We start from the raw sequence: 23,390 nt of genomic DNA, 5'->3' as shown, positions 1-23,390 counted from the left end.
AAATCGTTTTCGTTGAACCCGGGGTGCGAAGCCCGGTTGACCCTTTCAGAAGGGCTTTTGGTTTTTGGTGTAGAAGCGGATCAGGCTGTCCTGCCCCATCACCTGGGGGGGGGCGGCGCTTTGGTTTTCCCCTTTCGGTTCGGGAGCCTCCTTGTTGGTGAAAAGCTGCCGCAACAGGTCCCTGAAGCTGTTGAAATCGACTTCGTAGGACAGCCCGAACCCCTGGGTGTATCCCTGCCGGTCTGCCAGGAACTGCTGGATTTCATTCTGGCGGTTGAAGATCCGGGCGCTCAGGGTGCCCTCTTCGTTAAGCAGCAGCTGGATCTCGGCATCCCCGGCCACGGCCGATTCCTCCACCCCGCCCACCGGCACCCCGAATCGGCCGTTGAACAGGATGCGGTCGCTGATCCGGGTCGATACGGTAACCCCTATCCGGTCTTCAGTGGCAATATCGGCATTGGGGTCCTGATAGCCGCTTTCATAGGAAACCCCCAGGTTAAAGACATCGCTGCCCGTGCTGAGGACCTGGTTGAACAGGCTGGAGGCCGTCTGGTAGATATTCCCCGTTACCGCCTGCTGGTTCAGTCCTGTACGGTCGTTTACAAAGGTCCCCTGGGCCAGCAGGAAAAGGGCATTCCGCTCCTCTACGGTCGGGTCCTGCAACCGGTATTCCAGCTCCGATTTCACTACAGAACTGGTGCCGGGGAACTGAATGTCGAAATCGACGGTGGGCTGCTCCAGCTCCTCGCTGAGGCGGACGACCACCTCGGTGGGGATCCTCCGCGTATAGCCCGTGTTGTCGAGCAGGGGGGCGGGGTTCGCATTGAGCTCGTAAACGGCTTCCATGTTGAGCAGGGCCTGGAGGGGGTCCCCGTCCCAGTTGATGGTGCCCCCGGGCCGCACCTTGAAGGTCTTGTCGATGACGCCCCCGTACTTCAGCCGGTACTGGCCGGTGACCACCACAAAGTCGCCCCACATATTGAATTTGCCATCGGTGTTGATCTCCATGAAGATAATGCCTTCCCCCGTACCCTTAAGGGAGCTGCCGGTGCGTTGGTCGACAACGATCTCCACCTCGGCCTCCGGGGTCACCACCAGGTCAAACTTTAATTCCAGGGCCTCGTATTCCTTAAGCGTCCGCCCGGTTGCCACCGAACTGCCCTCCCCTTTCTCCATGAAATTGATAAAGGAATAATCGCCCAGGCTCGCCACGTCGCTGATGGGGATTTTCAGGGAGGTGCCCCGGGCAGAGGCCCCGTCGAATTCGATTTTAAGGGCCGTGGTGGGCCCGTAGATACGCCCTGTCCCCACCACGAAGGCCTGTCCGTAATAGAGGGCTTCTTCCTCAAATTCCGTGTTGAGGATCAGGAAACGGTCCTGGAGGGTTTCGATGTCGAGGTTCAGGGTCCAGTCGGCAAAATACTGGTGGCTGATGGTCCCGTTCAGGTTGGCCTGGGTCCCCGCGGCCGTATCGGTAAGCCGGAAATCCTGGAATTCAATATTCTGGTTGAACAGGCGCACCGCGGCATTGGAGTTCAGGTCGTAATTCACATTCAGGTAGGGGATCCCGAGGCCCGCCCGGTTCAGGTAAAGCATCCCGTTGAGGTCCGGGTTTCGCAAGTCGCCCTGAATGAGGGCAGAGCCGTTGACCTGCCCCCGTACCTCGGAAAGCACCCCTTCGGCCAGAGGGCCAAAGGGTTCCAGGGCAAAGTCCTGGAAACTGGCATTGAGGTTGGCCGTTGGGTACTCGCCCGTATTGAGGATGGTCCCGAACAGGCTGAAGCGTTCCCGCCCCTGGTCGGTGAGCTGGGTGTTTACAGAGAACTCCGAAAGGTCGCGGTTCCCGACGATGCCGATGTCGAGGTCTCCCAGGACCTGCTGGTTGAGCGCAAAATCGGAAATCTCCAGGTTCCCGATGGGCAGGTACACATTGTCTTCCTGCAGCACGTTCAGCACCCCGTTGATTTCCCCACCCAGGGCAAGCCCTTCGATGTCGGGGGTCACCTTCCCCAAAGACACGATCTTAAAGCGCAGCTCCAGGTCTTTGTACGTGGAATCGGCCAACTGGCCCCGCAAGAGGATTTCCTCCCGGTCTTCATTGTTCATGGCGATTTCCTCGATAACCACGCTATCGAGGCCCGGGCTGAGGATCACCTTGTTCCGCGAATTCCCTTCCCGGTTGAGCACCCAGGTATTGCCCTTGAAACTCACATCGGACCGCTTGAGGCCGATAACCGATTTATTCCCTTCTGTGAAGGTATGGTAGAAGTTCAGGTTATAGCGGTCATTATACTGGCTGCCGCCCTTGAATTCAGTTCGGAAAAACAGGGTATCGGCCAGGGTGGTGTTAATCAGCTGGAAGTCCTTGAGGTCGTAATACACCGTGGAGATGTCCTTAACGGAAATATAGGTGTTAAACAGGGGGTTTTTGTTGTCGACCCGCACGTCGATGGTGTCGAGCTCATTCCCATAGGCATATATTCCGGGGGATTTGAAATTCAGCTTGAAATCGCCCTCGTCTGCCACAATTTCGCCCCGGATAAAGGTGTTCGGCCCGAAAGAAACCTCGGGAAAAAACACCTCCACGATCTTGTTGTAAATCCGGAAGTTGAAACTCAATTCCTGGCCGGGGGAAATGGAGTCGGGCTGGTAGTTCGTATAAATGCTCCCCACGGAATTCTTCAGCAGCTTCCCGAGTTCCGCTATGCGGAAGCGCCCCATCACATAGCCCGTAATAATGTCGGGGGAATTGATGTCGATGGTACGGATGGAATCGGCTTCAAACCTGGAGGAAACCTTGAAGTCTTCGAAATAATAGGTGTTGTTGGCGTTCTGGAAACTGGTTTTGCTAAAGCGGATATCCCCTTCGATGTCGTCAAGGGTGTTGCCGATGATGTCCATGGTCACATCCCCTTTGAAGACGGAAATGCTGTCGTTTACAAAATTCAGGCGGTGCAGGTCGGCATAGGCGACGGAGGCGACGAAATTAAAGGTGTTCTGACGGCTGCCAAAATCGGCAAGCCCGGTGAAATTAAAAATAAAGTTGGGGTCGTTGCTGTTCAGGGACCCGTCGAACAACTGGTCCTTGAGGATGCCGGAAACCGCAACCTCGGTGTATTCATACCCGTTAAAGCCGAAAGAATACACCTGCCCGATGATTTCGGTATTCAGGTTTTCGGGGGAAAACCCCTGCCCCTCCACATTCACGTCCAGGGTGGCCTTCCCCAGGGAGGAATTCCCCGTGAAGCCCCCCAGGTCAAAATCTATCAGGGAGACAAAACCCGTATACTGAGCTTTATTCACATCGTCGAACCCGGTTAGCTGCAGGTCTGCATAGCTGCTGCCGATGGCACTTTGGATGTTCATCTGGGTATCGATGGAGTTTTCGGTCACCGTTGCCTGCCCCCTGAGGGTAAACTGGCCGAGGCGCCGGACGAAATCCGGGAGGGAATTCCCCAGTAACCGCGGCATCAGGCCGCGGAGCTGGTAATAGCTGGTGGTAATGTCACGGATGCCGGCCTCCATTCGGAAGGGCCTGGTGGAATCGAAGAGGTTTTCGAAATCAAAATTCCCCCGGATCCCCGTGTTATCGGTAACCAGGAGCAGGTTTTGAAGCTGCAGGCGGTTGAGCGTGCCCGATACCCCGGTGGAAAACAAGGCGGTTTTCCCCGTGCCAAAGCCGTCGTAAAACGGGTTGATCTCATCCAGCGATATGGTGGACTCCGCAAACTCCGCCGTCACGCGGACGCTGTCGGTAAACTCGGCGAGGTCTTCGCGCCGATAGTCGAACCGGAGCGACCCCTTAAGGCTGGACCCCGGGGTTTCAAGCACCAGGGAATCGAAGGTCATCTGCTCGGGGGAATAGGCAAACCCTGCAGACAATTGCCGCACGTCCACGCCCTGGGAGGTATGCATGGATAACCCCTCGATCCGGGTGCGCACCTCCGGGCCCAGGATGGTAAACTCGCCGGCATCGATGCGCAGGTCTGTAAAGTCGAGCACCCGGGGGGTTTCAAGGTTCTCGTCTACCAGGGCAAACCGGCTGTTGCGGAGTTTGATCTTCCCGGTATGGAAATAAAACGGGGGGGTACCCGGGGCCCGGGGTTGCCCGTCATCCAGCTTGCTGATGAAGATGCCCAGGTTCGTATCCGGGGCGTCACGGTAGGTCTTCATGTTGAGGTAAAGGCCATCTACCGAGATATCCCCAAATTCCAGGGTACCCCCGGCCAGGTCGCGAAGGCTGAGGATGGAGGTTTTCAGCTGGCGGATGTAGGCCAGGGTATCCTGCTGGTAGTCCTCGATGTAAATACCCCGCACGGAGGTATCCCAGGTGATCAGGGAGACCCGGATGCGGTCTATCTGTATGTTTGTGCCAAAGTCGCTGTTGATGCGTTCCACTGCCATACGGGCCAGTCGGCTCTGTACCGCGGGAATGGAAAGCACCACGGTCCCCAGTACGCAGAATACCAGCACCACCAGCAAGAGACGGATGACTATTTTTCGAAGTTTCCTGATACGGCGTATTGTTTACCTTTGTACAACCAAAATCTGTTCCAAAACCCTTGATTTCCCAAGACCTTTACATCCTGGCCATTGAATCTTCCTGTGACGACACCTCGGCGGCCGTTTTGCACCACCGCAGGACGCTGAGCAATGTAGTCGCCACACAGCGTATTCATGAGGAGTACGGCGGGGTGGTTCCCGAACTGGCCTCCAGGGCACACCAGCAAAATATCGTCCCCCTGGTGTACCGGGCCCTGGCCGAAGCAAATATCGATAAAAAACAGCTATCCGCCATAGCTTTTACGAGGGGTCCGGGCCTTCTGGGTTCCCTGCTGGTGGGAACTTCATTTGCCAAGTCCCTTTCCCTGGGCCTGGGCATCCCGCTGATCGAGGTAAACCACATGGAAGCGCACATCCTGTCGCACTTTATCGAGGCCCCCGGAAAAACCCCTCCCCCCTTTCCTTTCCTGGCCCTTACCATCAGCGGCGGCCACACCCAACTGGTGTTGGTAAAGGATTACTTCGACATGAAAATCCTTGGGGAAACCCTCGATGATGCCGTGGGCGAAGCCTTTGACAAAAGCGCCAAGCTGCTGGGCCTCCCCTATCCGGGCGGGCCCCTCATCGACCGGTACGCCTCGCAGGGTGACCCTGGCCGGTTTACCTTTCCCATCCCCAAAGTCCCGGGGCTGGATTTCAGTTTCAGCGGGCTGAAAACCAGTATTCTGTACTTCCTGCAACGGGAAAGCGCCCATGACCCGGAATTCGTGGAAAAGCAGCGCGACCATATCTGCGCCTCCATCCAGGCGACGATCGTGGAAATCCTGATGCGAAAACTCAAAAAGGCGGTCGCCCAAACCGGGGTCCACCATGTGGCCATTGCCGGGGGCGTAGCGGCGAATTCGGGGATCCGGAAAGCCCTTGCAGCAGCCGAAAAGGACCTCGGGTGGGTCACCTATGTGCCCCCCTTTGAGTACTGTACCGATAACGCGGGCATGATAGGAATTGTTGGTTATTTAAAGTATCTTGACGGACGTTTTACGGATTACCGCGTCAGTGCCAGGGCGCGGTATCAGATCGGAAGTTAATCCGTTACGAAACCTTTGAAGCGCCTACAATACAGCGATGAATTATTTTTTCCAACCCACCCTCGACCAGAGCGTTTCGCAGTTCTCGCTTTCCCCGGAGGAAAGCCGGCACATTGTTAAAGTTCTGCGTAAGAAAGAAGCGGATATACTACACGTTACCAACGGAAAAGGATATTTATTTACTGTGGAAATCACCGTAGCTGACCCGAAGGGTTGCAGGGGTCGGATCGTGGGCACCGAAAAAAAGATCCCACCCCGTTTCTCCTTGCACCTGGCAGTCGCCCCCACCAAAAGGCTGGAACGGTTTCAATGGTTTCTCGAAAAGGCCACCGAAATTGGCGTCAGTGAAATCACCCCGATCCTCTGCCATCGGTCCGAACGCCGGAAAGCCCCTGTGGAGCGGCTGCAGCGGGTCGTGCAGGAAGCCATGAAGCAAAGCCTGCGGACCTACCTCCCCCGTCTGAACCCGGAAGTCCGCTTTGCTGACTTCCTCACGCAGCAACACCCGCCCATGCGCTTTATCGCCCATTGCGAGGAAGATGAAAAAATGGACCTGAAACGGCGGGTCGCCCCCGACAAGGATGTGGTGGTGCTCATCGGGCCGGAAGGGGATTTTACCCGTGAAGAAATCGAGGCCGCCTACGCCCGGGGGTTCCTCCCGGTATCGCTGGGGGAAAGCCGCCTGAGGACAGAGACGGCTGCCCTGGTGGCCTGTTCCACCGTAAACCTGATCAATAGTGGCTAACCCTGGAAGACCCCAACACCCTGAGAGCCGCCCCGGCCGGCCATGGCATCGCCGACTCAGGCGCTATGGCTTTGCCGCATTACTGGCGCTGGCCTGTACCCTGCCCGTGCAGGGGCAGAAAATCGGGCTGCTCAAATACAGTGGGGGCGGCGACTGGTATGCCAACCCAACGGCCCTGCCAAACCTGATCCGGTATGCGAATGCGGAAATCGGGACTGCACTCGAAGGCAAGGCGGAAACTGTAGTTGCAGGAAGCACGGAACTTTTCCAGTATCCGTGGATCCACATGACCGGGCATGGAAACGTGGTGTTTTCGGAGTCCGAAGCAGCCAACCTGCGCACCTACCTCCTGGCCGGGGGGTTCCTGCATATCGATGACAATTACGGGATGGCGCCGTACCTCGAAAAGGAACTGCCCAAAATCTTCCCCGACAAGGAACTGGAAGAACTTGGGGCGGACCACCCGATTTTCGCGAAACCCTTTTCTTTCCCCGACGGCCTGCCCAAAATCCATGAGCACGATGGCAAACGCCCCCAGGCTTTCGGGTATTTCCACGAAGGCAGGCTGGTACTCCTGTTTACCTTTGAATCAGACCTGGGCGACGGGTGGGAAGACCCCGCTGTCCACAACGACCCGGAAGATGTCCGGGAAAAAGCCCTTAAAATGGGCGCAAATATCCTGTATTACGCCTTTAACCACTAAACGCCAATGGACTCCAAAACCATTTCCAACGGTATCCTCAGGGCCGTTTTCGCGCTCAGCGGCATAGCGCTGCTGGGGTATTTCCTTTACCTGACCCGTTCGGTAATCGCCTACCTGGTTGCCGCGGCCGTTATTGCCCTTATGGGCAGGCCGGTAGTCCTTTTCCTGAGGAAGCGGCTTAGGTTCCCCAATACCCTGGCCGTGGTGGTGGTCATGATCCTGTTTCTGGGGATCCTTTTCGGGATAGCTTCCCTGTTTATCCCCCTGATTGCCGAACAGGGCCATAACCTTTCCCTGCTCGATATCAAGGCTTTTGAAAAAGACCTTTGGCGCCTTTACGATGAAATCAACGGTTTCCTGGGCCGGACCCCCGTGCCGGCAAAAGACCTCATGGTCGGCAAGGACTGGGGAAAGGACCTGCTGCAGGGTCTGGAGATGGGGTTCATCCCGGATTTTCTGAACAGCCTGGTGGGCACCCTCAGCAACCTGGGCATTGGCCTGTTCTCTATACTATTTATTTCATTCTTCTTCCTTAAAGACAGTAAGATGTTCGAGAAAATCCTGCTGACCCTTGTCCCGGACAACAGGGAAGCGGGGATTGTCAACTCCCTGGAAAGCATCAAAGGACTGCTTTCCCGGTATTTTGTGGGGTTGCTGGCCCAGATTTTTGTCCTTTTTGTGATCTACACCATCACCCTGCTGCTGATCGGCATTGAGAATGCCGTGGTGATTGCCTTCCTGTGCGCCCTTTTTAACATCATCCCGTATATCGGTCCCGTAATCGGGGGTGCCATTATGGTGCTGCTCACCATGACCAGCAACCTGGGCGCAGATTTTACCGGGGTCATCCTGCCCAATGTGGGGTGGGTCCTTTTGGGGATTGCCATAGGCCAGCTGGTGGACAATTTTTTCTCCCAGCCCCTGATCTTCTCCAGCAGCGTAAAATCGCACCCCCTGGAAATATTCCTGGTGATCATCATCGCCGGGTTATTGTTCGGGGTCTTCGGGATGATTGTCGCCATCCCGGGATATACCGCTTTAAAGGTGGTTTTAAAGGAATTTTTTGCCGAAAACAAGATCGTAAAAAACCTTACGAAAAATTTATAGTAAAGGTTTGAATAAAGAATTACTAAATACTGGGGTACAGGAATTTATAAAAAATAATTTCAATACTGACACCTTGTCAGTTTCCCTGGGAAGAAGCCCTTTTCCGGGGATAACGCCCCAGGAGTTGGCCCAGCAGCTAAGCGGCTACCAAAAGGCCGCAAAAAAACTTCCCCTCTGGCATGGTACCCCGGGGATTTATTACCCCCCAACCCTGAACCTGGCCCAGGCCTCTTCGGAGCAAACGGCCCGTTATAAGGCCAGCCTGGTGGAAGGGGAAAGCCTGGTTGACCTGACCGGAGGTTTCGGGGCAGACACCTACTTTTTCAGCAAACGGGTAACCCGTGTGCATTACTGCGAGCAAAACGCCAGCCTGGCGGAAATCGCCACCCATAATTTCCAAAAGCTGGGGGCTGGAAATATCCGGATCCACCCGGGGGACGGGCTGTTGTCCCTCGGGCGGATCAAGGCTGAGGAGGGTCGTGCCGACTGGATTTACCTCGACCCTTCGCGCCGGCGGGAAGACCGGGGTCGGGTCTTTCTCCTGGAAGATTGCCAACCCCCGCTTCCGGACATCCTGCCTCAGCTCTTTCGTGCGGGCCGGAACCTCCTGTTGAAAACATCCCCCATGCTCGACCTTTCCGCCGGGGTCCGGCAGCTGGGAGGCGTACGGGAAATCCATATAGTAGCTATAAACAATGAAGTAAAGGAATTACTCTGGTGGCTGCAGGAAGGCTATGGCGGGGAGGCTACCCTGAAAGCCACAGACCTGGCGTACCCCCTACCCGCCCTGGTGTTTACCGCTTCGGGGGAAGCGTCTGCTTCCGCACCGTATGCCATGCCCCTGAAATACCTCTATGAGCCCAATGCGGCCATCCTGAAAGCCGGTGGGTTCAAAACCGCAGCCCTGGCCTACGGGCTGCTCAAACTCCATCCGCAGACCCACCTGTATACCTCAGACGCCCTGGCCCCCTTCCCCGGAAGGCGTTTTGAAATACGAAGCATTCAGACGTACAAACCCGGGAAGCTTCCCTTTAAAAAAGCCAATGTAAGCGCCCGGAACTTCCCGGAAACGGTGGCTCGGATCCGCCAGAGGAACCGCATTGCCGACGGGGGGGATACCTACCTGTTCTTTGTTCGCTGTATGGACGAGTCCCTGCAGGTGCTCGATGGGGTGCCCGTACCGGTGCAAGACCAGCCCTAAGGCGCACAGGGCCAACGGAAATCGGCCACCGGATATCGGGAGGCAACCCCCAGGTTGTAGTGCCACCATTCGGTACGGACCGGCAGGAACCCATGGCGCCCCAGGGTCTCCCTTAGCAGGGTGCGGTTTTCCAGGACCTCTTGCGGAAGCCCGGTAAAGTCGTGGTAGGCCCGCCTCCCAAAGAAATCAAAATCGGTCCCCATATCGAGGGGCTCGCCCTCCAGGGTTTCCAACGTAAGGTCCACCGCACCGCCCCGGTTGTGGATGGACCCTTTTACCGGGTTGGCCACGTACTGGGGGTTGGGGACTTTTTCCCACATCAGGTACTGCACCGAATTGGGGCGGTAGCAATCAAAAAAACGCAGGCGCAGGCCCTGTTGCAGGAATTCCCGGTTGGCTGCTATCAGGGCCTTTGCAGTCCGAACCCTGGTGTAGCACTCCGGGCATTCGTACACCCGGGCTTTCATGAAATTGTTTTCAGTGGCATAGCGCAGGTCGTAGGCAAATTCACTGCTGTAATCGGCCAGGCGCACAAAGGCAGTGTCGGGCAGGGTTTCCAGGGCCGGCAGGGTTTCCAGGGTGTCGTGTACAGGTTCCTCCGGGGGGGTCGGAAGTTTAGCTGGTTCTTCAGGGACCGGGTCGGGGGCCTGCCCGGGTTGCTCCCTGCAGGAGAAGGCCCCCAGGAGGGCCACACACAAAGCCAAAACCAAATGCCTCATAACGCCTTTTTTCCGTTGGGTCCGTTGCCCTAAATATAAGGATTTGGGGCGACCTTCGGGCCGTAAGGGCCAATGTGCGTATCTTTGGGAGGAACCCCTGAGCCCGGTACCCATGACACGCCTTTCCTTATTGCCCTTTCTTTTCTTTTTCGTGGCAGTGGTGCCCCTGCACGGGCAGGAGCCATGGCTGCTGGGCTTTGAAAAACCCAGCCAGAACCCCATCCTGACAGCCGATTCCACCTATGTGTTCCATTGCCCGGTACGGGATGAACCGGTACGCTGGCAGCGGGCCGACGTCTTCAACCCGGCGGCCGTGGTCCGCAACGATACCCTATTCCTCCTCTTCCGGGCCGAAGACAACCCCCAGGCCCGGCTGGGGGAACGCACCTCCCGCATCGGGCTGGCCTGGAGTACAGACGGCCTGAACTTCACCAAATACCCTGAGCCCGTCCTCTACCCGGATAAGGATGCCTTCCGGCAATGGGAATACCCCGGGGGGGTGGAAGACCCGCGGGTCGTGGAACTGGAAGACGGCACCTACCTGATGCTCTATACGGGCTGGAACCAGCAAACCGCCCGCCTTTGCAGCGCCACCTCCCCCGACCTGGTCCACTGGACCAAACACGGGCCCGTCTTTGAAACCGCCCACAGCGGGGCCTTCCTGGACCAGTGGAGCAAATCGGGCTCCGTGGTTACCGAACGAATTGGGGACCGGCTGATTGCCCGAAAGATCGATGGGAAGTACCATATGTACTGGGGTGAGCTGTTCGTGAACGTCGCCACCTCCCCGGACGGGAAGGACTGGATCCCGGCGGTAGACCCCAAGGGCAACCTCCTGCACGCCTTTACCCCCACCCGGGGCGATTTCGACAGCCACCTGGTGGAACCAGGTCCCCCGGCCCTGCTAACCGAAGCCGGGATCCTGCTGATCTACAATGGAAAAAACCTGAGCGGGGAAGGTGCCGGGAGCAGCACGCCGCAAGGCACCTACTGCGGGGGGCAGGTGCTTTTTGATGCCAAACAGCCCGGACGCTTCCTTGGCAGGCTGAATGTGCCCTTCATCTGCCCCAGCCTTCCCCATGAACGCACCGGGCAATACCAGGCGGGGACGACCTTTGCCGAAGGCCTGGTGGTTTACAAGGGCAACTGGTTCCTCTATTACGGGACGGCAGACTCGATGGTTGGGGTGGCGGTACGCCCGGACACCCCCTGAATTCAGGTCAACAGGTTGCCTTCTTCATCCCATTCGGCCAGTATCCCCCGCCGGCTCTGGTCGACGCATTTGGCCAGCCACTCCGGTTCGTAGGCCAGCCCGTGCCGGTCCAGCACCTCCTGGGGCACCCCATCCCAGACATTCGGCATGTTTCCCTGGTACCCCAGTTCCTCTATCCCAGGCTTTGAAGTATAATACCCGCAAACGGTCAGGTTGCGCACCAGGCTGAAAAACTGGATCTCCAAGGGGTGCTCTTCCAGGGGGATTTCGGGGTCGTAGAATGCGATTGCATCCAGGAGTTCCTTTTGCTGCGCTTCCTCCGCTGTTTTGAACTCCAGGCCGTATTCCGTATTGCTTTTGTGGTCAAGCCACATCAGGCCGCCCCTGAGGGTCACCTGGAAGGGTGGGTAATCCCGGGCCATGAAGTCGATGAAATCGGGGACCCCGGCATCGAGGGGCCCACCGTGCTTTTCGTCCGGGGGGAGGATAAGGTTGGCCAGCACGGCTATGGTTTCCCGCTCGTGTGGGTTGAAAAAAGGCTCTTCCTCCAGTTTCAGCTGCGCCTTGATTTCCTCCGGGGTACGGCCATACCCCAGGCCCGGCGCGATCTGCGCTTCCCGGGCCTCCGCGGCTTCTTTTGGCGAGCACCCGTGTACGGCCAGGCCCCCGGCTACGGTACCCAGCACGATGGATTTTAAACTTGCTCTGCGGTCCATATCAGATGTTTTGCTGTTTGAGTTGGTCGACGATATACTCCGACGCCCTCCAGGAAAGGGCCAGGATGGTCCAGGTGCAGTTCTTGTCGGCCTGGGAAACAAAAGGCCCCGCATCGGTAATAAAAACATTCTCTGCTTCGTGCAGCTGCTGGTACCGGTTGGTCACCGACGTTTTGGGGTCGTCCCCCATCCGGGTGGTTCCCACCTCGTGGATGATCCTTCCCGGGGTTTCCAGGCCATAGTCCTGTTCCGCCGTGGGGGTAGGCCCCAGGGGTTCGCCACCCATATTGTGGATGATCTCCTCGAAGGTCTCCTGCATGTGCCGCGCCTGCTTTCGCTCGTAGTCGGACCATTTGTAGTGGAAACGAAGCACAGGGATGCCGAATTCGTCAACGGTGGTGGGGTCGATCTCGCAATAATTGTCCTTTCGGGCAATGGCTTCCCCCCGGCCCCCGAAGCCCAGGACGGAACCGTAATATTTGCGCACGTCTTTGCGCAACTGTTCCCCGTACCCCCCGGTTTTCAGGCCGAAGAATTTGTTGAATTCATTTGGGTTGAAACCAAAGCCGTAGTTGGGCATGCCCATACCGCCCCAGACTTCGATATGGTACCCCCTGGGGAAATCCAGGGATTTGTTGTCGAGCCACCAGGGGGAATACACGTGCATGCCTCCCACCCCGTCTTCATTGTACAGTTCCCGGTTCATCAGGGACGGGACAAAGGCCGCCCGGCTGCTGCCCGTGGAATCGTGCAGGTACTTCCCGACCAGGTCGCTGCCGTTGCCCAGGCCATTGGGGTGTTGCGGACTTTTGGAATTCAACAGGATGCGTGCGGTGCTGCAGGCCGAGGCAGCCAGGATAACCACTTTGCCCCTGAGCTGGTATTCCTTCCGGTCTTCCCGGTTGATATAAGACACCCCCGTGGCCCGGCCTTCCTGGTCGGTGGTAACCTCCCGCACCATGCTATTCACAAAAAGGTCTACCTGCCCCCTGCTTTTTTGGGCGGGGAAGATCAGGCAGGTGCCGGCTGAAAAATCGGCATACACCTGGCAGGCCCGGTTGCATTGCCCGCAGTAAAAGCATACCCCCCGCTCATTGTTGATCTTCTTGGTGAGCATCGACATGCGGGAAGGGATCACCGGAATCCCGGCTTTGCGGGCCCCTTTGATGTAGTATAGCTCGTGCAGACGGGGTTTGGGTGGGGGGAGGAAAAAGCCGTCGGGTTCGTTGGGCAAATTTTCCCTGCTGCCAAAAACCCCGATAAGTTTATCGACCTTGTCGTAGTAGGGTTTTACGTCTTCATACCCGATGGGCCAGTTGTCGCCCAGGCCGTCGACGTCCTTGTGCTTGAAGTCCCTCGGGCCGAACCTCAGGGAGATCCTTCCCCAGTGGTTGGTCCGACCCCCCAGCATCTGAGAGCGGAACCAGTCGAATTTGGTGCCATCCTTGTGGGTATAGGGCTGCCCTTCGATCTCCCACCCGCCCCAGGCCGCGTCGAAGTCGCCAAAGGGCCGCACGGTGCCGGCGCCCCGCCTCGGGGATTCATAGGGCCATTTCAGCTGGGTCTGGTATTCGGGCAGGGCCGGGTCGAAATACGGGCCTGCTTCCACTACGGCCACCTTCAGGCCGGCATCGGCAAGGACCTTGGTAGCCATGCCCCCCCCTGCCCCGGAGCCCACAATAATGGCATCGTATACCGTGGGTTGTGCTTTGATCTGCATTTGGTTGGATTAATGTATTGCTAAATATACAAGGCCCCGGGATAAAAGCGCCGGGAAAATCGGATTTTTTCGGGAACCCTCTGCACGGGGGCCTTAAGGCAACCACGACGCCTCCCCCTGGATCTGGCCCAGGGCCTCTGCCACCGTGGGTACCGGCAGGCGGCAACTGTGGTCGCGGCAGACATAAAAGCGGGTCTGCGCCGGGTCGTAGCGCTGTTCAAACAAAGGGAGGGCACTGGGTTCCCCGGTTGCCACCAACAGGATGTTCGGAAGGAAGCGCCGCGCCATTTCGCTGCGTAACCGACCCGCGTCAGGCCCGGCAACGGCCACCTCGTAAAAGGGCGCCTGCTGACGAAGCAGGATCCGGCCCCAACCCGCATAGTTCTCGGGAAGTTCCATAAAGCGGCCCTGAAGGGTACGGGCCATTTCCCGGCTTTGATCGAGGTCTGCAGGGCGGTAGTAAAAATGCCCCAGCTGGAAAAGGAGGTCGGCCACCACGGTATTCGGGGAGGGCATTACCCCGTCATCGGTCTTGACGATGGGGGCCATCAGGTCGGAAACCTCCCGGTAGCGGAACAGGGGCGACGCTTCGTCCCGAAAACGGCTTTGGATATGCCCCAAAAATTCGTCTGCCCGCTCCAGATAGGCCCTGTCCAGACTGACCTGATAAAGGCGGAAGGCCGCCTGTGCCATAAAGGCATAGTCTTCCAGGAAGCCTTCGGCCTGCGGGGCACCTTTTTTATAGCTGTGCCCCAGTTTGCCGTCGCGGTAGGCATGTGCCATCAGGAAGTCAAAAAGGCTCCGGGCTTCTTCAAGGTAAACCGCATCCCCCAGGGCGTCATAAGCGTCCGCAAGGGAAGCGACCAGCATGGCGTTCCAGGAGGTTAGGATCTTGTCATCCTCGCCCGGGAAGGAACGCAGGGCCCGCCTTTCCATCAATTTTTTGTGCCATCCGGCCTTTAGGGCGGCAAGTTCTGAAGGGGGCATGGGGTGCTGCAGGAGGAACTCCGGGTCTGAATCCACGCGAAACAGCACATACTGCCCGCCTTCCCAGGCGTTTTCAGGATGAACCTGGTAATACTCCGCAAAAAGGTTATAATCAGGGCCCAGGACCTGCCGGAGTTCCGCCTCCCCCCAGAGGTAAAACTTACCCTCCTCCCCCTCGGAGTCCGCATCCAGGGCTGCATAGTAGCCGCCTCCGGGCCCCTTGAGGTCCCGCTGCAAAAAGGCAAAGGTGCGCTCCACCACCCCGCGATAGTGCGGATCGCCGTAAAATGAATATGCCCGGGCATAGACCCCCAGCAGTTGGGCGTTGTCGTACAGCATTTTCTCAAAATGCGGGATGTGCCACCTGGGGTCGGTACTGTAGCGGTAGAAGCCCCCGCCCAGCTGGTCGAAGACACCGCCCAACGCCATGCGGTCGAGGGTGCGTTTCAGGTGGTCCTTTACCCCGCTGTCGCCCGTGGCATGGGCATACTCCATCAGGAAATCCAGGTTTGGGGGCAGCATGAATTTCTGCTCCCCGGCATTGCCGCCCCATTCGGGGTCCCAGCGGGTGGCCCAGCCGGACACAGCTGCCCCCAGGGCAGCAGCCTCCAGGTCGGGCCCTGAATTCCCGGGAAAGAGGTTTACGCTGGCAACCCCCTGCGAGACCCGGTCGGCGTATTCGGCGGCTTTCTCAGGGTCTTTCCGGTACAGGCCGTTTACCTCCCCAAGCACCTTCATCCACTGCTCCCGGGTATGGTAGGTGCCCCCGTAGATGGGCTTTCCGTCGGGAAGGGCCAGCACATTCAGCGGCCAGCCCCCGGAGCCCGTCATCAGTTGCACCGCGGTCATATAGACCTGGTCTACATCGGGGCGCTCTTCCCGGTCTACCTTTACGTTGATAAAGTTCGCATTCATGAAGGCCGCCACGGAATCGTCTTCAAAGGTTTCTTCCTCCATCACATGGCACCAGTGGCAGGAGGAATACCCGATACTAATTAGTACCAGTTTGTTTTCCGCCTTCGCCATTTCCCAAACCTCATCGCTCCAGGGCTGCCAGTGAACGGGGTTCTGCGCATGCTGCAGCAGGTAGGGGCTGGTCTGTTCGCCCAGGACGTTCTTGCGGGTGGCGGGCGCTTCCATGCACGAAATACCGAGGCAGCACAACAGGCCCATAAGGGTCAGGGATATTGCAGGATGTTTCATGCCCGGGTGCTTTTTGGGGGGTTCTGCCCAAAAGTACGAATCGCCGCGGATTTGAAGGCAAAAGGATTCCGCATGGGGGTCACGACGCCGGGGCGCTCACCTGGAAAATTGCAAAAACCAGTCGTAGAGGCCCTCTTCCAGGTAGGCCCGCTCCCAGGCATTATGACCCACGCCTTCATAGGCCGTAAAGGTGACCTCATAGCCCAGGCTGCGCAGCCTGGCGACCATTTCCTCCGATTCCGAAAAGGGGATCACCTCGTCTTCAGTGCCGTGAAACACCCTGATGCCCATCTCCCGGTCGATCCAGTGGGCATAGGGTGCCGGGGCCATCCCGCAGACCACGGCCATGGCGGCAAAAGTACCAGGGTACTGGGTGGCCAGTTCCCAGCACGCACTGCCCCCGCGGCTCAGCCCGGTGAGGTAGAGGCGGTTGCGGTCGACCCGGTTTTCTGCAATGACCTGTTCCAGTAGTTCCATAACGGCCCTTGTGTTCCACCATTGCTTTTTATAGGGGTTTTGGGGGGCCAGGATCAGGAAGGGAAAGTCATTGCCTTCGGCAAGGAGCCTGGGCGGGCCACTTTCGCGGAGCATCTCCAGGGTGCCCCCTGCATCCCCTCCCCCATGCAAAAATAACAGGAGGGGGTACTCGCTTTCACCCCCATCCCGGTAACCCGGCGGATAGTACAGGTAGTAATTGAAGGTTTCGGCCGTCAACACCCTGGCTTGTTTCGGCTCCAGGCGCGACTGGGCGGTGCATCCCTGCATTAGCAGGAGGGAAAAGAAGAAGAGAAAACAGGAATTCCTAATTGTCATTGGCTACTGAATTGGCGCCTGCCAACCGGCCGGCCCCATAAAGGTATCGCATTGTATGTGAACCGCCGTTTGTTCCCGCATCCATTTTCACCTGGCTCAATAGCCCAAAGGCCAGCCGTCAGGGAATAACCGCGAAGCCGGGACAGAACTGTGGGATGAGCAAGAAGACGAACAACAGGAAGAGGATAGCCCATAGGACCCACATCCACATGGGGTAAACTATGATGTTGCCCTTGAATTTTGGATGCAGGGAATGGGCAATGAGCCCGTGCACCCCAAAACTGAACAGGAGGAAAGCAAGGCTGGAGGCAACTATGGAAAATACCGCGGTATGGGCCTCCCTGCTGAGATAAAGGTAAATGGCTATGGCTATGGCCACCGCCATGACGATTCTGAAGATTCTTCTGGCCATGGGTCTGGGTTTAGGAGGTTACTGGAAATTTTTTTCGTGGAAGGCCATCAGGGGGATCCTCCCGTAGGATTCCATCTTTTTTACCCTGTCGCGATGGAAGATTGGTTCGAGGAACCCTTTCCTCTTGCGCTCCAGCATCACCACCAGGTCAGCGTTGTGGTCGCCCAGGTAAACCCTGAGGGCCTCGAAAGCGTGCTCTGAAACCTCCTGCTCGAAGGTGATTTTGGCTTCAGGAAGCTCCTTTTTGAGTGCCTCCTGGAACCATTCCCTGCGCTGCAGGTTGGCATATTCCTTGTCCGAGGCGATGTGGACAGCCCTGATACGGGCCTGAAAAGCCGCTGCCACGGGTGCGAGTTCCCTGAGCACGGCTATGTCTTCTTCCTCGAAATCGGTGGCATATACGATCGTCTCCAAGCCATTGAATGAAGCATCCCCAGGGATCGACAAGACCGGGCAGGGTGCTTCTTCGATAAGCTTTTTGGTGGTGTTGCCCATCAACAGTTCCCGCAGGGCACTGCCGCCCTTCATGCCGACCACCAGCAGGGAAGCCCCTTCCTCGAGGGCCTTGCCTGCAATTGCCTCCCTGACATTTTTATGTTCGAGGGCTTCGATTTCCACTTTGGCGCCTTCGCCAAGGTGGGACCTGCAAAAATCCTTCAGCCTCCGGGTATGCGCTTTAAAGGCGTCTTCTTCCAGGTGGGGAAAAGGTTCCTGTACTTCGGTCTGAAGGATGGTGGGATAGTCAAAAACGTGGATGGCCAGCAGGCGTGCGTTCAGCACCTTGCTGATCCGATAGGCAAACTGCAGGGCAGGGGCGGAATTCTCCGAGTAATCGGTGGCGTAAAGGATGGTCTTCAAGGCTTCAGGATTTTTTACCCCCTAAAGGTAAAGGGTAGCTCAATGGGATAAAATGACCTGGGTCAGCGGGGCTGTCCCGGCAAAGTGACCCCGGTCATTTTCCTTTAGCCATGTGCTCGCTACCTTCGTTGTTGGATCCCAAAAACCAGCTGTCATGAAGGATATGAAAACCCTGCTGGAGGACATTACCCTGCTGACCAGCAACATCGAGACCAATTACCCGGAGCTCTACCAGTATCTGGGGGAGAACCCGATTACCCTCCCGGTCAGCGAACACCCACAAATTGACACCCGTGTCCTCCAGGAATACCTCACCTCCCTGAAGCAGTTGCTTTGGCACCACCTTGAAACACATCAAAAAGGGGATTAACCCTCCGAAAATCGATTGACCATGGGAGAAATTGCCACCTCAGACCGAATGATCACCCTGTATTACAATTCGAATTCCAGCCGGGCCAGACAAACTATTGCCTATGCCCGGGCAGAGGGCCTTCCGGTACAGGAAATCGACCTCCTGAAAACCCCCCTGACGGGTACCCAAATCAGCGAACTGGCGGGAAGGCTCGGCCTGGAAGTGAGGGACCTGGTCAACCAGGAACACCCCACCTATAAAAATCACTTCGAGCCCCATGAGTTTTCCTCGGAAGACTGGATCAAAATGATCAAAAAACACCCCGAGATCATGAAACAACCAATTGCGCTACGGGGAGACCTGACTATTTTGGTGGAAACCCCGACGGACATCATTAAAATCTGAAATCCCAAGTGTTCACATTTCGTTAACACTTGGCCAGACGCTAAAATTGTAATTTCGCCCCTATGAGTACCCGGTGGTTCCATTATTTTTCTTCCATCTTCCTCCTTTTGGCCTTTCTCGGGGCCAAAAGCATGGAATCGCATGGACTCCTGCATGCCGATGAAGAAAACGGCCCCGCCTGCGAGTGGTGCGAATATGCGCTGGTCCTGGAATCAACCCCTTTCCACCCTCCCCTGGCCCAGGCCATCGAAGTAAGGGTTGAGGCTCCCCTGCCCGGGCATCCCGCCGAGGCACCCCTGCCCGCCCTTTGCCCCGTCCACCTTGAAGGCGCCCTGTTTTGCCGCCCACCCCCTGTCTACGCCTTGGAACTGGTTTAACCACCGTCCTGTTCTATGTCCCCGCCCAGGGGCCCCCGCGTATTACCACCCTTAAATCCGCATATGAGAATTCCCATAGCCCTCGTGCTACTTGTACTATTCCAAATTCCGGCTATCGCCCAGCAGTGTCAGGCCACCCTCTCGGGCAGGGTCCTGGATTTCCACGACCAGACCCCCCTGGCCGGGGCCACGGTACTGGTTCTCGGGCAGCAGAAAGCCGCCCTTACGGATTTGGACGGCCGGTACCGCATTGAAGGCCTTTGCGAAGGGGATTTTGAAGTAGAGCTTTCCCACCCCCAGTGCCTCACCCTGCTATACAACCTTGAAATCAAGGGGGAAACCCGAAAGGATTTTGAAATGGAGCACCACCTGGAGGAGCTGGAAGAGGTGCAGGTATTCGGCGACATCCTTGCAGACCAGTCCAAAACGGGGCAGGAACAGCGTCTTTCCACCCGGACCCTGGAAGACTACAGTTCGGCCAGCCTGGGCGACGCCCTGCGCACCCTTAGCGGGGTTTCTTCCCTGAATACGGGTAGCAATATTGTAAAACCCGCCATAGGCGGGCTTACCGGCAGCAGGGTGCTGATCCTGAATGACGGCGTGCGCATGCAGGACATGGAATGGGGGGATGAGCACGCCCCGAACATCGACATCAATTCCGCTGACCAGGTTTCGGTGGTGAAAGGGGCCGCCGCCCTGAAATACGCCGGGGACGCCATCGGAGGCCTGGTGATTATCGAACGTGAACGGATTGCGGTGAAGGATTCCCTGTACGGGAAAACCCTCCTGAATTATGTATCCAACGGACGCGGTGGGTCGGCCAGTACCGAACTAACCCGGACCTTTGCCTCCGGCTGGTACCTCAATGGGCAGGCTTCCTATAAAAAGCTGGGCGACCGGGAGGCGCCGGACTACATCCTGTCCAACACGGGCATGCAGGAGGTAGGCCTTTCGCTCCACACCGGGAAACGGTTGCTCAACCAGGGCTGGGACCTGGACTATTCCTTTTACCGGGCCGACATAGCGGTACTGCGGGCTTCCCACATCGGGAACATCGACGACCTTATCGGGAGTATCAATTCCGGGGAACCCTCCGTTGTGGAACCCTTTACCTATGACCTTGGGGTCCCCCGGCAGGAAGTTACCCACCACCTGGCCAAGGCAGGCTATTACCTTAGGATCAAAGGACTCGGGAAATGGACGGCCCAGTATGACTTCCAGAATAACCGGAGGTTTGAATACGACGTACGGGTGGGGGCCGACCGCAACAAGCCCGCCATAGACCTGGAGCTGACCACCCACACCCTGATGACCGATTTTACGTGGGATTCCTCCCGCGACCTGAAGGTGATGGCCGGCGTGCTCGGCCGCTTCCAGGACAACTTTGCCAATCCCGATACCGGGGTGCGCCGCCTGATTCCGGATTACCAGAAATACGACCTAGGCGGGTTCCTGACCGGGGAATACCGGTTTGGGCCCGACTGGTTGGTGGAAGCCGGGTTGCGCTATGACTATAACCGCATCGATGCGCAAAAGTTCTATCGCACCTCGCGGTGGGAAGAGCGCGGATACGACGAGGATTTTGCCGACATCGTGGTAGAGGACCTGGGCACCCAGCTGCTGACCAACCCGGTGCTGGACTTCCACAACCTTTCAGCCACAGCCGGGGCACGCCGCCAATTGGATGCCCATTCAGAGCTCCGCGCCAATTACGCCTTTGCCCAGCGGCCACCCAACCCGGCAGAGCTTTTCAGCGACGGGTTGCACCATTCGGCAGCGCGTATTGAACTCGGCGATCTGCGAATCGGGAACGAGACCTCCCACCGGGTTTCCCTGGCCTATGAGCGGGAAGGCGACCGCTGGGGACTGACCCTGGAGCCCTATTTGAACCATATCCAGGACTTTATTTTGCTGGAACCCACCGGGGTGGAGTTCACCATCCGCGGGGCCTTCCCGGTCTGGAGCTACCGCCAAACCGATGCGCGCCTGCTGGGTTTTGATGCCTCCGGGTATTACCGGTGGTCGGCCCATTGGGAATCGCAACACCGGTTTTCCCTGGTCAGGGGAAAGGAACTCGACCAGGACGTGGCCCTGATCAATATGCCGGCGCCCATTACCCGGAACACCCTGATCTACCGGAATCCTTCCTGGAAGGGCCTGGAAGTGGGCCTGGAGAGCACCTATGTGTTCCGGCAGAACGAGTTCCCCCCCAACATCAGCGTCTTCTCCCCTTCCCAACAGGAAGAAGTGGTGCTGGAAATCAACACCCCCCCGGATGCGTACCACTTGCTGGGGCTCAGGGCGGGGATGCAATTCCCGCTGGGCAAAGGGCTGAACCTGAGTTCGGTCCTGACGGTGGAAAACCTGCTCAATACCCGCTACCGCGAATACCTGAACCGGCAGCGGTATTTTGCCGATGACCTTGGACGAAATATTATCCTTCAATTGAAACTCAACTATTAATCCTTTAAACCTTAATTAACACTTGCCTTATGAAAACACGTAAATTTTTAGCATTCCTCGCGTTCTCCGGAATCCTGCTGGCCTCCTGCTCCGACGATGACGATCCGGACCCGGTCAACGAAGAAGAAGTCATCACCACCATGACGGTTACCCTCACCCCCCAGGGCGGTGGCACTGCCATTACCCTGCAAACGCGGGACCTGGACGGGGACGGCCCCAATGCCCCGGTGGTCACGGTCTCAGGGGAACTCTCCGCCAACACCACTTATAACGGCGTGATCGTTTTGCTGAACGAAACGGAAACCCCGGCGGAAAACATTACCGAAGAGGTGGAAGAGGAAGATGACGAACACCAGTTCTTCTTTACGGTGGGCGGGGGCCTGAACGCCAGCATTGCCTATGCCAACTTCGATGGCAATAACAACCCGCTGGGGACCGAGTTCACCCTTACGGCCAACGATGCCAGTACCGGGACCCTGGCCATTACCCTGAGGCACGATTTGAAGAAGCCGAATGACGGGAGCCTGGCCGATGCCGGGGGCGAAACGGATATCGCGCAGACCTTTAATGTGGTGATCCTGCCGTAATTGAATTGACTGCCCGAATAGCCCGCTTTGGGGCCAAATAAGGAAAACCCGCCTTCTGTGGCGGGTTTTTTTTGTGTGCTGCGGAGTTATTCGCTGAGGACCTCTGCAGCCGGCCGCCGGAAGGAATACGGCATAGGTTCGGAATACCCGAAACGCACCAACAACAGGGGGTGTCCCCGGTCGAGTCCCAGGGCTGCCGCCAGCTTTTTGCGCACGGCAGGTTCCTCGCAGGGCATGTTCACATGGGCGTGTTGGATCCCAAGTCGCGTAGCGGTAAGGCCAAACCGCTGAAAGGCCCTGCCTACTTTCACCCAGTGGGCGATATCGTCCTTTTCGGCGATGAAAACCGCCAACCCCGCCGAGGCGCGCAGGAGCCCTTTCCAGCGTTTCGCTTCGCTTTTGGCAGACACGAACTTTTTCATAATCAATTCCCCGAGGCACCTTCCCGTGGCGGGCATACCCATACTGGCATGCCAGATACCATCCTGCTTTTTACGGGCCTCCCCTTTGGAAAACCGGATCCAGGACACCAGTTCCCCGACAAAATCTTCATTCTCAAACTGCAAGTTACTCCCTTCAATGATCAGGGGCTCCATGGCCTCTATCTTTTCCGCTGAGGTAAGGGTGCGGACTTCCACACCATCCATTCGGGAGGCGTCGACCAGTTCCTTCAGGTCCCTGGCGGGGACAGCCCGGTCTTCGTATGCATTGCGGGCCACCTGCCTCGATTCGACAAATTCCAGCAGGGGGTCGTAGCGTATCGGGTCTGCTTCTGACAGGCGGATGTGGATAAATACAACCCCTGCCGAATCCTTTTCAAGGGATAGTTCGGGCCGGAGTCCTTCCCCCCTGGCAGCAAGGATTATGTTTTCTGCAGCACAGCCCAGGCTGATATAGAGCGCGTGGTTATCGGGGTCTACTATCGGCAGGGAACGGCTGAAATCGGGGTGGATCTGCAGGCTGTTTTCCCCGCACACAAACGTCCATGGCTGGGTATTGTGGCCGGAAGGGGCCATGCCCCCGAAGGCGACCAGTTTTTGGCAATTCCATTCTAGTTTCATGGAAAGATGTTTACAGGTGTCCGTAAAAGTAGTCCTGTGGAGGGAATTCACCTATGACATTGATCAGTATAAACCACTAAATGTCAACGAAATATCACCTGGGGTCACCGCCCTGGCCGAGTCTATGGGAGCCCTGGGTTTTTCAACGGCCTTTAGG

Annotated in this window: 20 protein-coding genes; 11 read left to right on the top strand and 9 right to left on the bottom strand. The window is 57.4% G+C overall.

Translation table 11 applies throughout. The features are described 5' to 3' along the window. Positions 1-45: 45 nt before the first annotated feature. A complete protein-coding gene (locus tag NG653_RS00410; RefSeq protein ID WP_370281063.1) occupies positions 46-4,476 on the bottom strand; it encodes a translocation/assembly module TamB domain-containing protein in 4,431 nt (1,476 codons plus the stop codon). Between the two features lie 86 nt (positions 4,477-4,562). On the opposite strand from NG653_RS00410, the gene tsaD reads away from it, so the two are divergent. From tsaD to NG653_RS00385, 5 genes are all read left to right on the top strand, one after another. After that, positions 4,563-5,591 (top strand): tRNA (adenosine(37)-N6)-threonylcarbamoyltransferase complex transferase subunit TsaD, encoded by a 1,029-nt coding sequence (gene tsaD / locus NG653_RS00405; RefSeq protein ID WP_252739676.1) that lies wholly within the window; start codon positions 4,563-4,565, stop codon positions 5,589-5,591. Positions 5,592-5,628: 37 nt separating this feature from the next. Next, positions 5,629-6,336 carry a 16S rRNA (uracil(1498)-N(3))-methyltransferase gene (locus tag NG653_RS00400; protein ID WP_252739675.1) on the top strand — a complete coding sequence of 236 codons (708 nt, stop codon included), beginning with the start codon at positions 5,629-5,631 and terminating at the stop codon, positions 6,334-6,336. Between the two features lie 82 nt (positions 6,337-6,418). Beyond that, complete coding sequence (locus NG653_RS00395; protein WP_252740135.1) at positions 6,419-7,039, top strand: DUF4159 domain-containing protein; 621 nt, start codon at positions 6,419-6,421, stop codon at positions 7,037-7,039. Positions 7,040-7,045: 6 nt separating this feature from the next. Further along, entirely contained in the window at positions 7,046-8,146 is a 1,101-nt protein-coding gene (locus NG653_RS00390; protein WP_252739674.1) for an AI-2E family transporter, read from the top strand. Positions 8,147-8,219: 73 nt separating this feature from the next. Next, the gene (locus NG653_RS00385) at positions 8,220-9,347 is read left to right on the top strand and encodes a THUMP-like domain-containing protein (protein ID WP_252739673.1); all 1,128 of its coding nucleotides are present in this window, start codon (positions 8,220-8,222) and stop codon (positions 9,345-9,347) included. Here the strand turns inward: NG653_RS00385 and NG653_RS00380 are convergent. Then, positions 9,344-10,066 carry a M15 family metallopeptidase gene (locus NG653_RS00380; protein ID WP_252739672.1) on the bottom strand — a complete coding sequence of 241 codons (723 nt, stop codon included), beginning with the start codon at positions 10,064-10,066 and terminating at the stop codon, positions 9,344-9,346. The two genes, NG653_RS00385 and NG653_RS00380, sit on opposite strands and share 4 nt — an antisense overlap. A 112-nt stretch (positions 10,067-10,178) precedes the next feature. Here NG653_RS00380 and NG653_RS00375 point away from each other — a divergent pair, with 112 nt between their 5' ends. Continuing rightward, positions 10,179-11,279 (top strand): glycoside hydrolase family 130 protein, encoded by a 1,101-nt coding sequence (locus NG653_RS00375; RefSeq protein WP_252739671.1) that lies wholly within the window; start codon positions 10,179-10,181, stop codon positions 11,277-11,279. Positions 11,280-11,281: 2 nt separating this feature from the next. On the opposite strand, the gene NG653_RS00370 is transcribed toward NG653_RS00375, so the two are convergent. From NG653_RS00370 to NG653_RS00345, 6 genes are all read right to left on the bottom strand, one after another. Continuing rightward, positions 11,282-11,995 (bottom strand): gluconate 2-dehydrogenase subunit 3 family protein, encoded by a 714-nt coding sequence (locus tag NG653_RS00370; RefSeq protein WP_252739670.1) that lies wholly within the window; start codon positions 11,993-11,995, stop codon positions 11,282-11,284. A 1-nt stretch (position 11,996) separates the two neighbouring features. Further along, positions 11,997-13,715: a GMC family oxidoreductase gene (locus NG653_RS00365; protein ID WP_252739669.1), complete on the bottom strand. Its 1,719-nt coding sequence runs from the start codon at positions 13,713-13,715 to the stop codon at positions 11,997-11,999. 93 nt (positions 13,716-13,808) lie between these two features. Next, on the bottom strand, positions 13,809-15,905 hold the full coding sequence (locus tag NG653_RS00360; RefSeq protein WP_252739668.1) for a thioredoxin domain-containing protein: 2,097 nt from the start codon (positions 15,903-15,905) through the stop codon (positions 13,809-13,811). Positions 15,906-16,001: 96 nt separating this feature from the next. Further along, positions 16,002-16,718: a carboxylesterase family protein gene (locus tag NG653_RS00355; RefSeq protein WP_252739667.1), complete on the bottom strand. Its 717-nt coding sequence runs from the start codon at positions 16,716-16,718 to the stop codon at positions 16,002-16,004. Positions 16,719-16,836: 118 nt separating this feature from the next. Continuing rightward, the gene (locus NG653_RS00350) at positions 16,837-17,130 is read right to left on the bottom strand and encodes a hypothetical protein (RefSeq protein ID WP_252739666.1); all 294 of its coding nucleotides are present in this window, start codon (positions 17,128-17,130) and stop codon (positions 16,837-16,839) included. 18 nt (positions 17,131-17,148) lie between these two features. Further along, positions 17,149-17,988, bottom strand: a complete 840-nt coding sequence (locus NG653_RS00345) for a universal stress protein (RefSeq protein WP_252739665.1) — start codon at positions 17,986-17,988, stop codon at positions 17,149-17,151. 154 nt (positions 17,989-18,142) lie between these two features. Here NG653_RS00345 and NG653_RS00340 point away from each other — a divergent pair, with 154 nt between their 5' ends. The 5 genes from NG653_RS00340 to NG653_RS00320 all read left to right on the top strand — a co-directional run bounded on the left by NG653_RS00340 (position 18,143) and on the right by NG653_RS00320 (position 22,172). After that, a complete protein-coding gene (locus NG653_RS00340; RefSeq protein ID WP_252739664.1) occupies positions 18,143-18,358 on the top strand; it encodes a hypothetical protein in 216 nt (71 codons plus the stop codon). Positions 18,359-18,379: 21 nt separating this feature from the next. Next, positions 18,380-18,745: an arsenate reductase family protein gene (locus NG653_RS00335; protein WP_252739663.1), complete on the top strand. Its 366-nt coding sequence runs from the start codon at positions 18,380-18,382 to the stop codon at positions 18,743-18,745. A 62-nt stretch (positions 18,746-18,807) separates the two neighbouring features. Then, complete coding sequence (locus NG653_RS00330; protein WP_252739662.1) at positions 18,808-19,122, top strand: hypothetical protein; 315 nt, start codon at positions 18,808-18,810, stop codon at positions 19,120-19,122. Positions 19,123-19,185: 63 nt separating this feature from the next. Then, positions 19,186-21,585, top strand: a complete 2,400-nt coding sequence (locus NG653_RS00325) for a TonB-dependent receptor (RefSeq protein WP_252739661.1) — start codon at positions 19,186-19,188, stop codon at positions 21,583-21,585. A gap of 29 nt (positions 21,586-21,614) precedes the next feature. After that, positions 21,615-22,172, top strand: a complete 558-nt coding sequence (locus tag NG653_RS00320; RefSeq protein WP_252739660.1) for a type 1 periplasmic binding fold superfamily protein — start codon at positions 21,615-21,617, stop codon at positions 22,170-22,172. An 86-nt stretch (positions 22,173-22,258) separates the two neighbouring features. Here NG653_RS00320 and NG653_RS00315 read toward each other — a convergent pair whose 3' ends face one another. After that, entirely contained in the window at positions 22,259-23,233 is a 975-nt protein-coding gene (locus NG653_RS00315; RefSeq protein WP_252739659.1) for an Acg family FMN-binding oxidoreductase, read from the bottom strand. Between the last annotated feature and the right edge of the window lie 157 nt (positions 23,234-23,390).

Origin of the sequence: Robiginitalea marina (assembly GCF_024006985.1) — a bacterium.
Classification (GTDB): Bacteria; Bacteroidota; Bacteroidia; order Flavobacteriales; family Flavobacteriaceae; genus Robiginitalea; species Robiginitalea marina.
Note: the sequence above shows the minus strand (reverse complement) of the source record. Positions and strands in the feature narration are given on the sequence as shown.

What these genes read in the sequence shown, in the direction of transcription:
- NG653_RS00400 (WP_252739675.1), top strand. Translation starts at nt 5,629, where the DNA reads ATGAATTATTTTTTCCAACCCACCCTCGACCAGAGCGTTTCGCAGTTC.
- NG653_RS00390 (WP_252739674.1), top strand. Translation starts at nt 7,046, where the DNA reads ATGGACTCCAAAACCATTTCCAACGGTATCCTCAGGGCCGTTTTCGCG.
- NG653_RS00380 (WP_252739672.1), bottom strand. Translation starts at nt 10,066, where the DNA reads ATGAGGCATTTGGTTTTGGCTTTGTGTGTGGCCCTCCTGGGGGCCTTC.
- NG653_RS00375 (WP_252739671.1), top strand. Translation starts at nt 10,179, where the DNA reads ATGACACGCCTTTCCTTATTGCCCTTTCTTTTCTTTTTCGTGGCAGTG.
- NG653_RS00370 (WP_252739670.1), bottom strand. Translation starts at nt 11,995, where the DNA reads ATGGACCGCAGAGCAAGTTTAAAATCCATCGTGCTGGGTACCGTAGCC.
- NG653_RS00365 (WP_252739669.1), bottom strand. Translation starts at nt 13,715, where the DNA reads ATGCAGATCAAAGCACAACCCACGGTATACGATGCCATTATTGTGGGC.
- NG653_RS00360 (WP_252739668.1), bottom strand. Translation starts at nt 15,905, where the DNA reads ATGAAACATCCTGCAATATCCCTGACCCTTATGGGCCTGTTGTGCTGC.
- NG653_RS00355 (WP_252739667.1), bottom strand. Translation starts at nt 16,718, where the DNA reads ATGACAATTAGGAATTCCTGTTTTCTCTTCTTCTTTTCCCTCCTGCTA.
- NG653_RS00350 (WP_252739666.1), bottom strand. Translation starts at nt 17,130, where the DNA reads ATGGCCAGAAGAATCTTCAGAATCGTCATGGCGGTGGCCATAGCCATA.
- NG653_RS00340 (WP_252739664.1), top strand. Translation starts at nt 18,143, where the DNA reads ATGAAGGATATGAAAACCCTGCTGGAGGACATTACCCTGCTGACCAGC.
- NG653_RS00335 (WP_252739663.1), top strand. Translation starts at nt 18,380, where the DNA reads ATGGGAGAAATTGCCACCTCAGACCGAATGATCACCCTGTATTACAAT.
- NG653_RS00330 (WP_252739662.1), top strand. Translation starts at nt 18,808, where the DNA reads ATGAGTACCCGGTGGTTCCATTATTTTTCTTCCATCTTCCTCCTTTTG.
- NG653_RS00325 (WP_252739661.1), top strand. Translation starts at nt 19,186, where the DNA reads ATGAGAATTCCCATAGCCCTCGTGCTACTTGTACTATTCCAAATTCCG.
- NG653_RS00320 (WP_252739660.1), top strand. Translation starts at nt 21,615, where the DNA reads ATGAAAACACGTAAATTTTTAGCATTCCTCGCGTTCTCCGGAATCCTG.
- NG653_RS00315 (WP_252739659.1), bottom strand. Translation starts at nt 23,233, where the DNA reads ATGAAACTAGAATGGAATTGCCAAAAACTGGTCGCCTTCGGGGGCATG.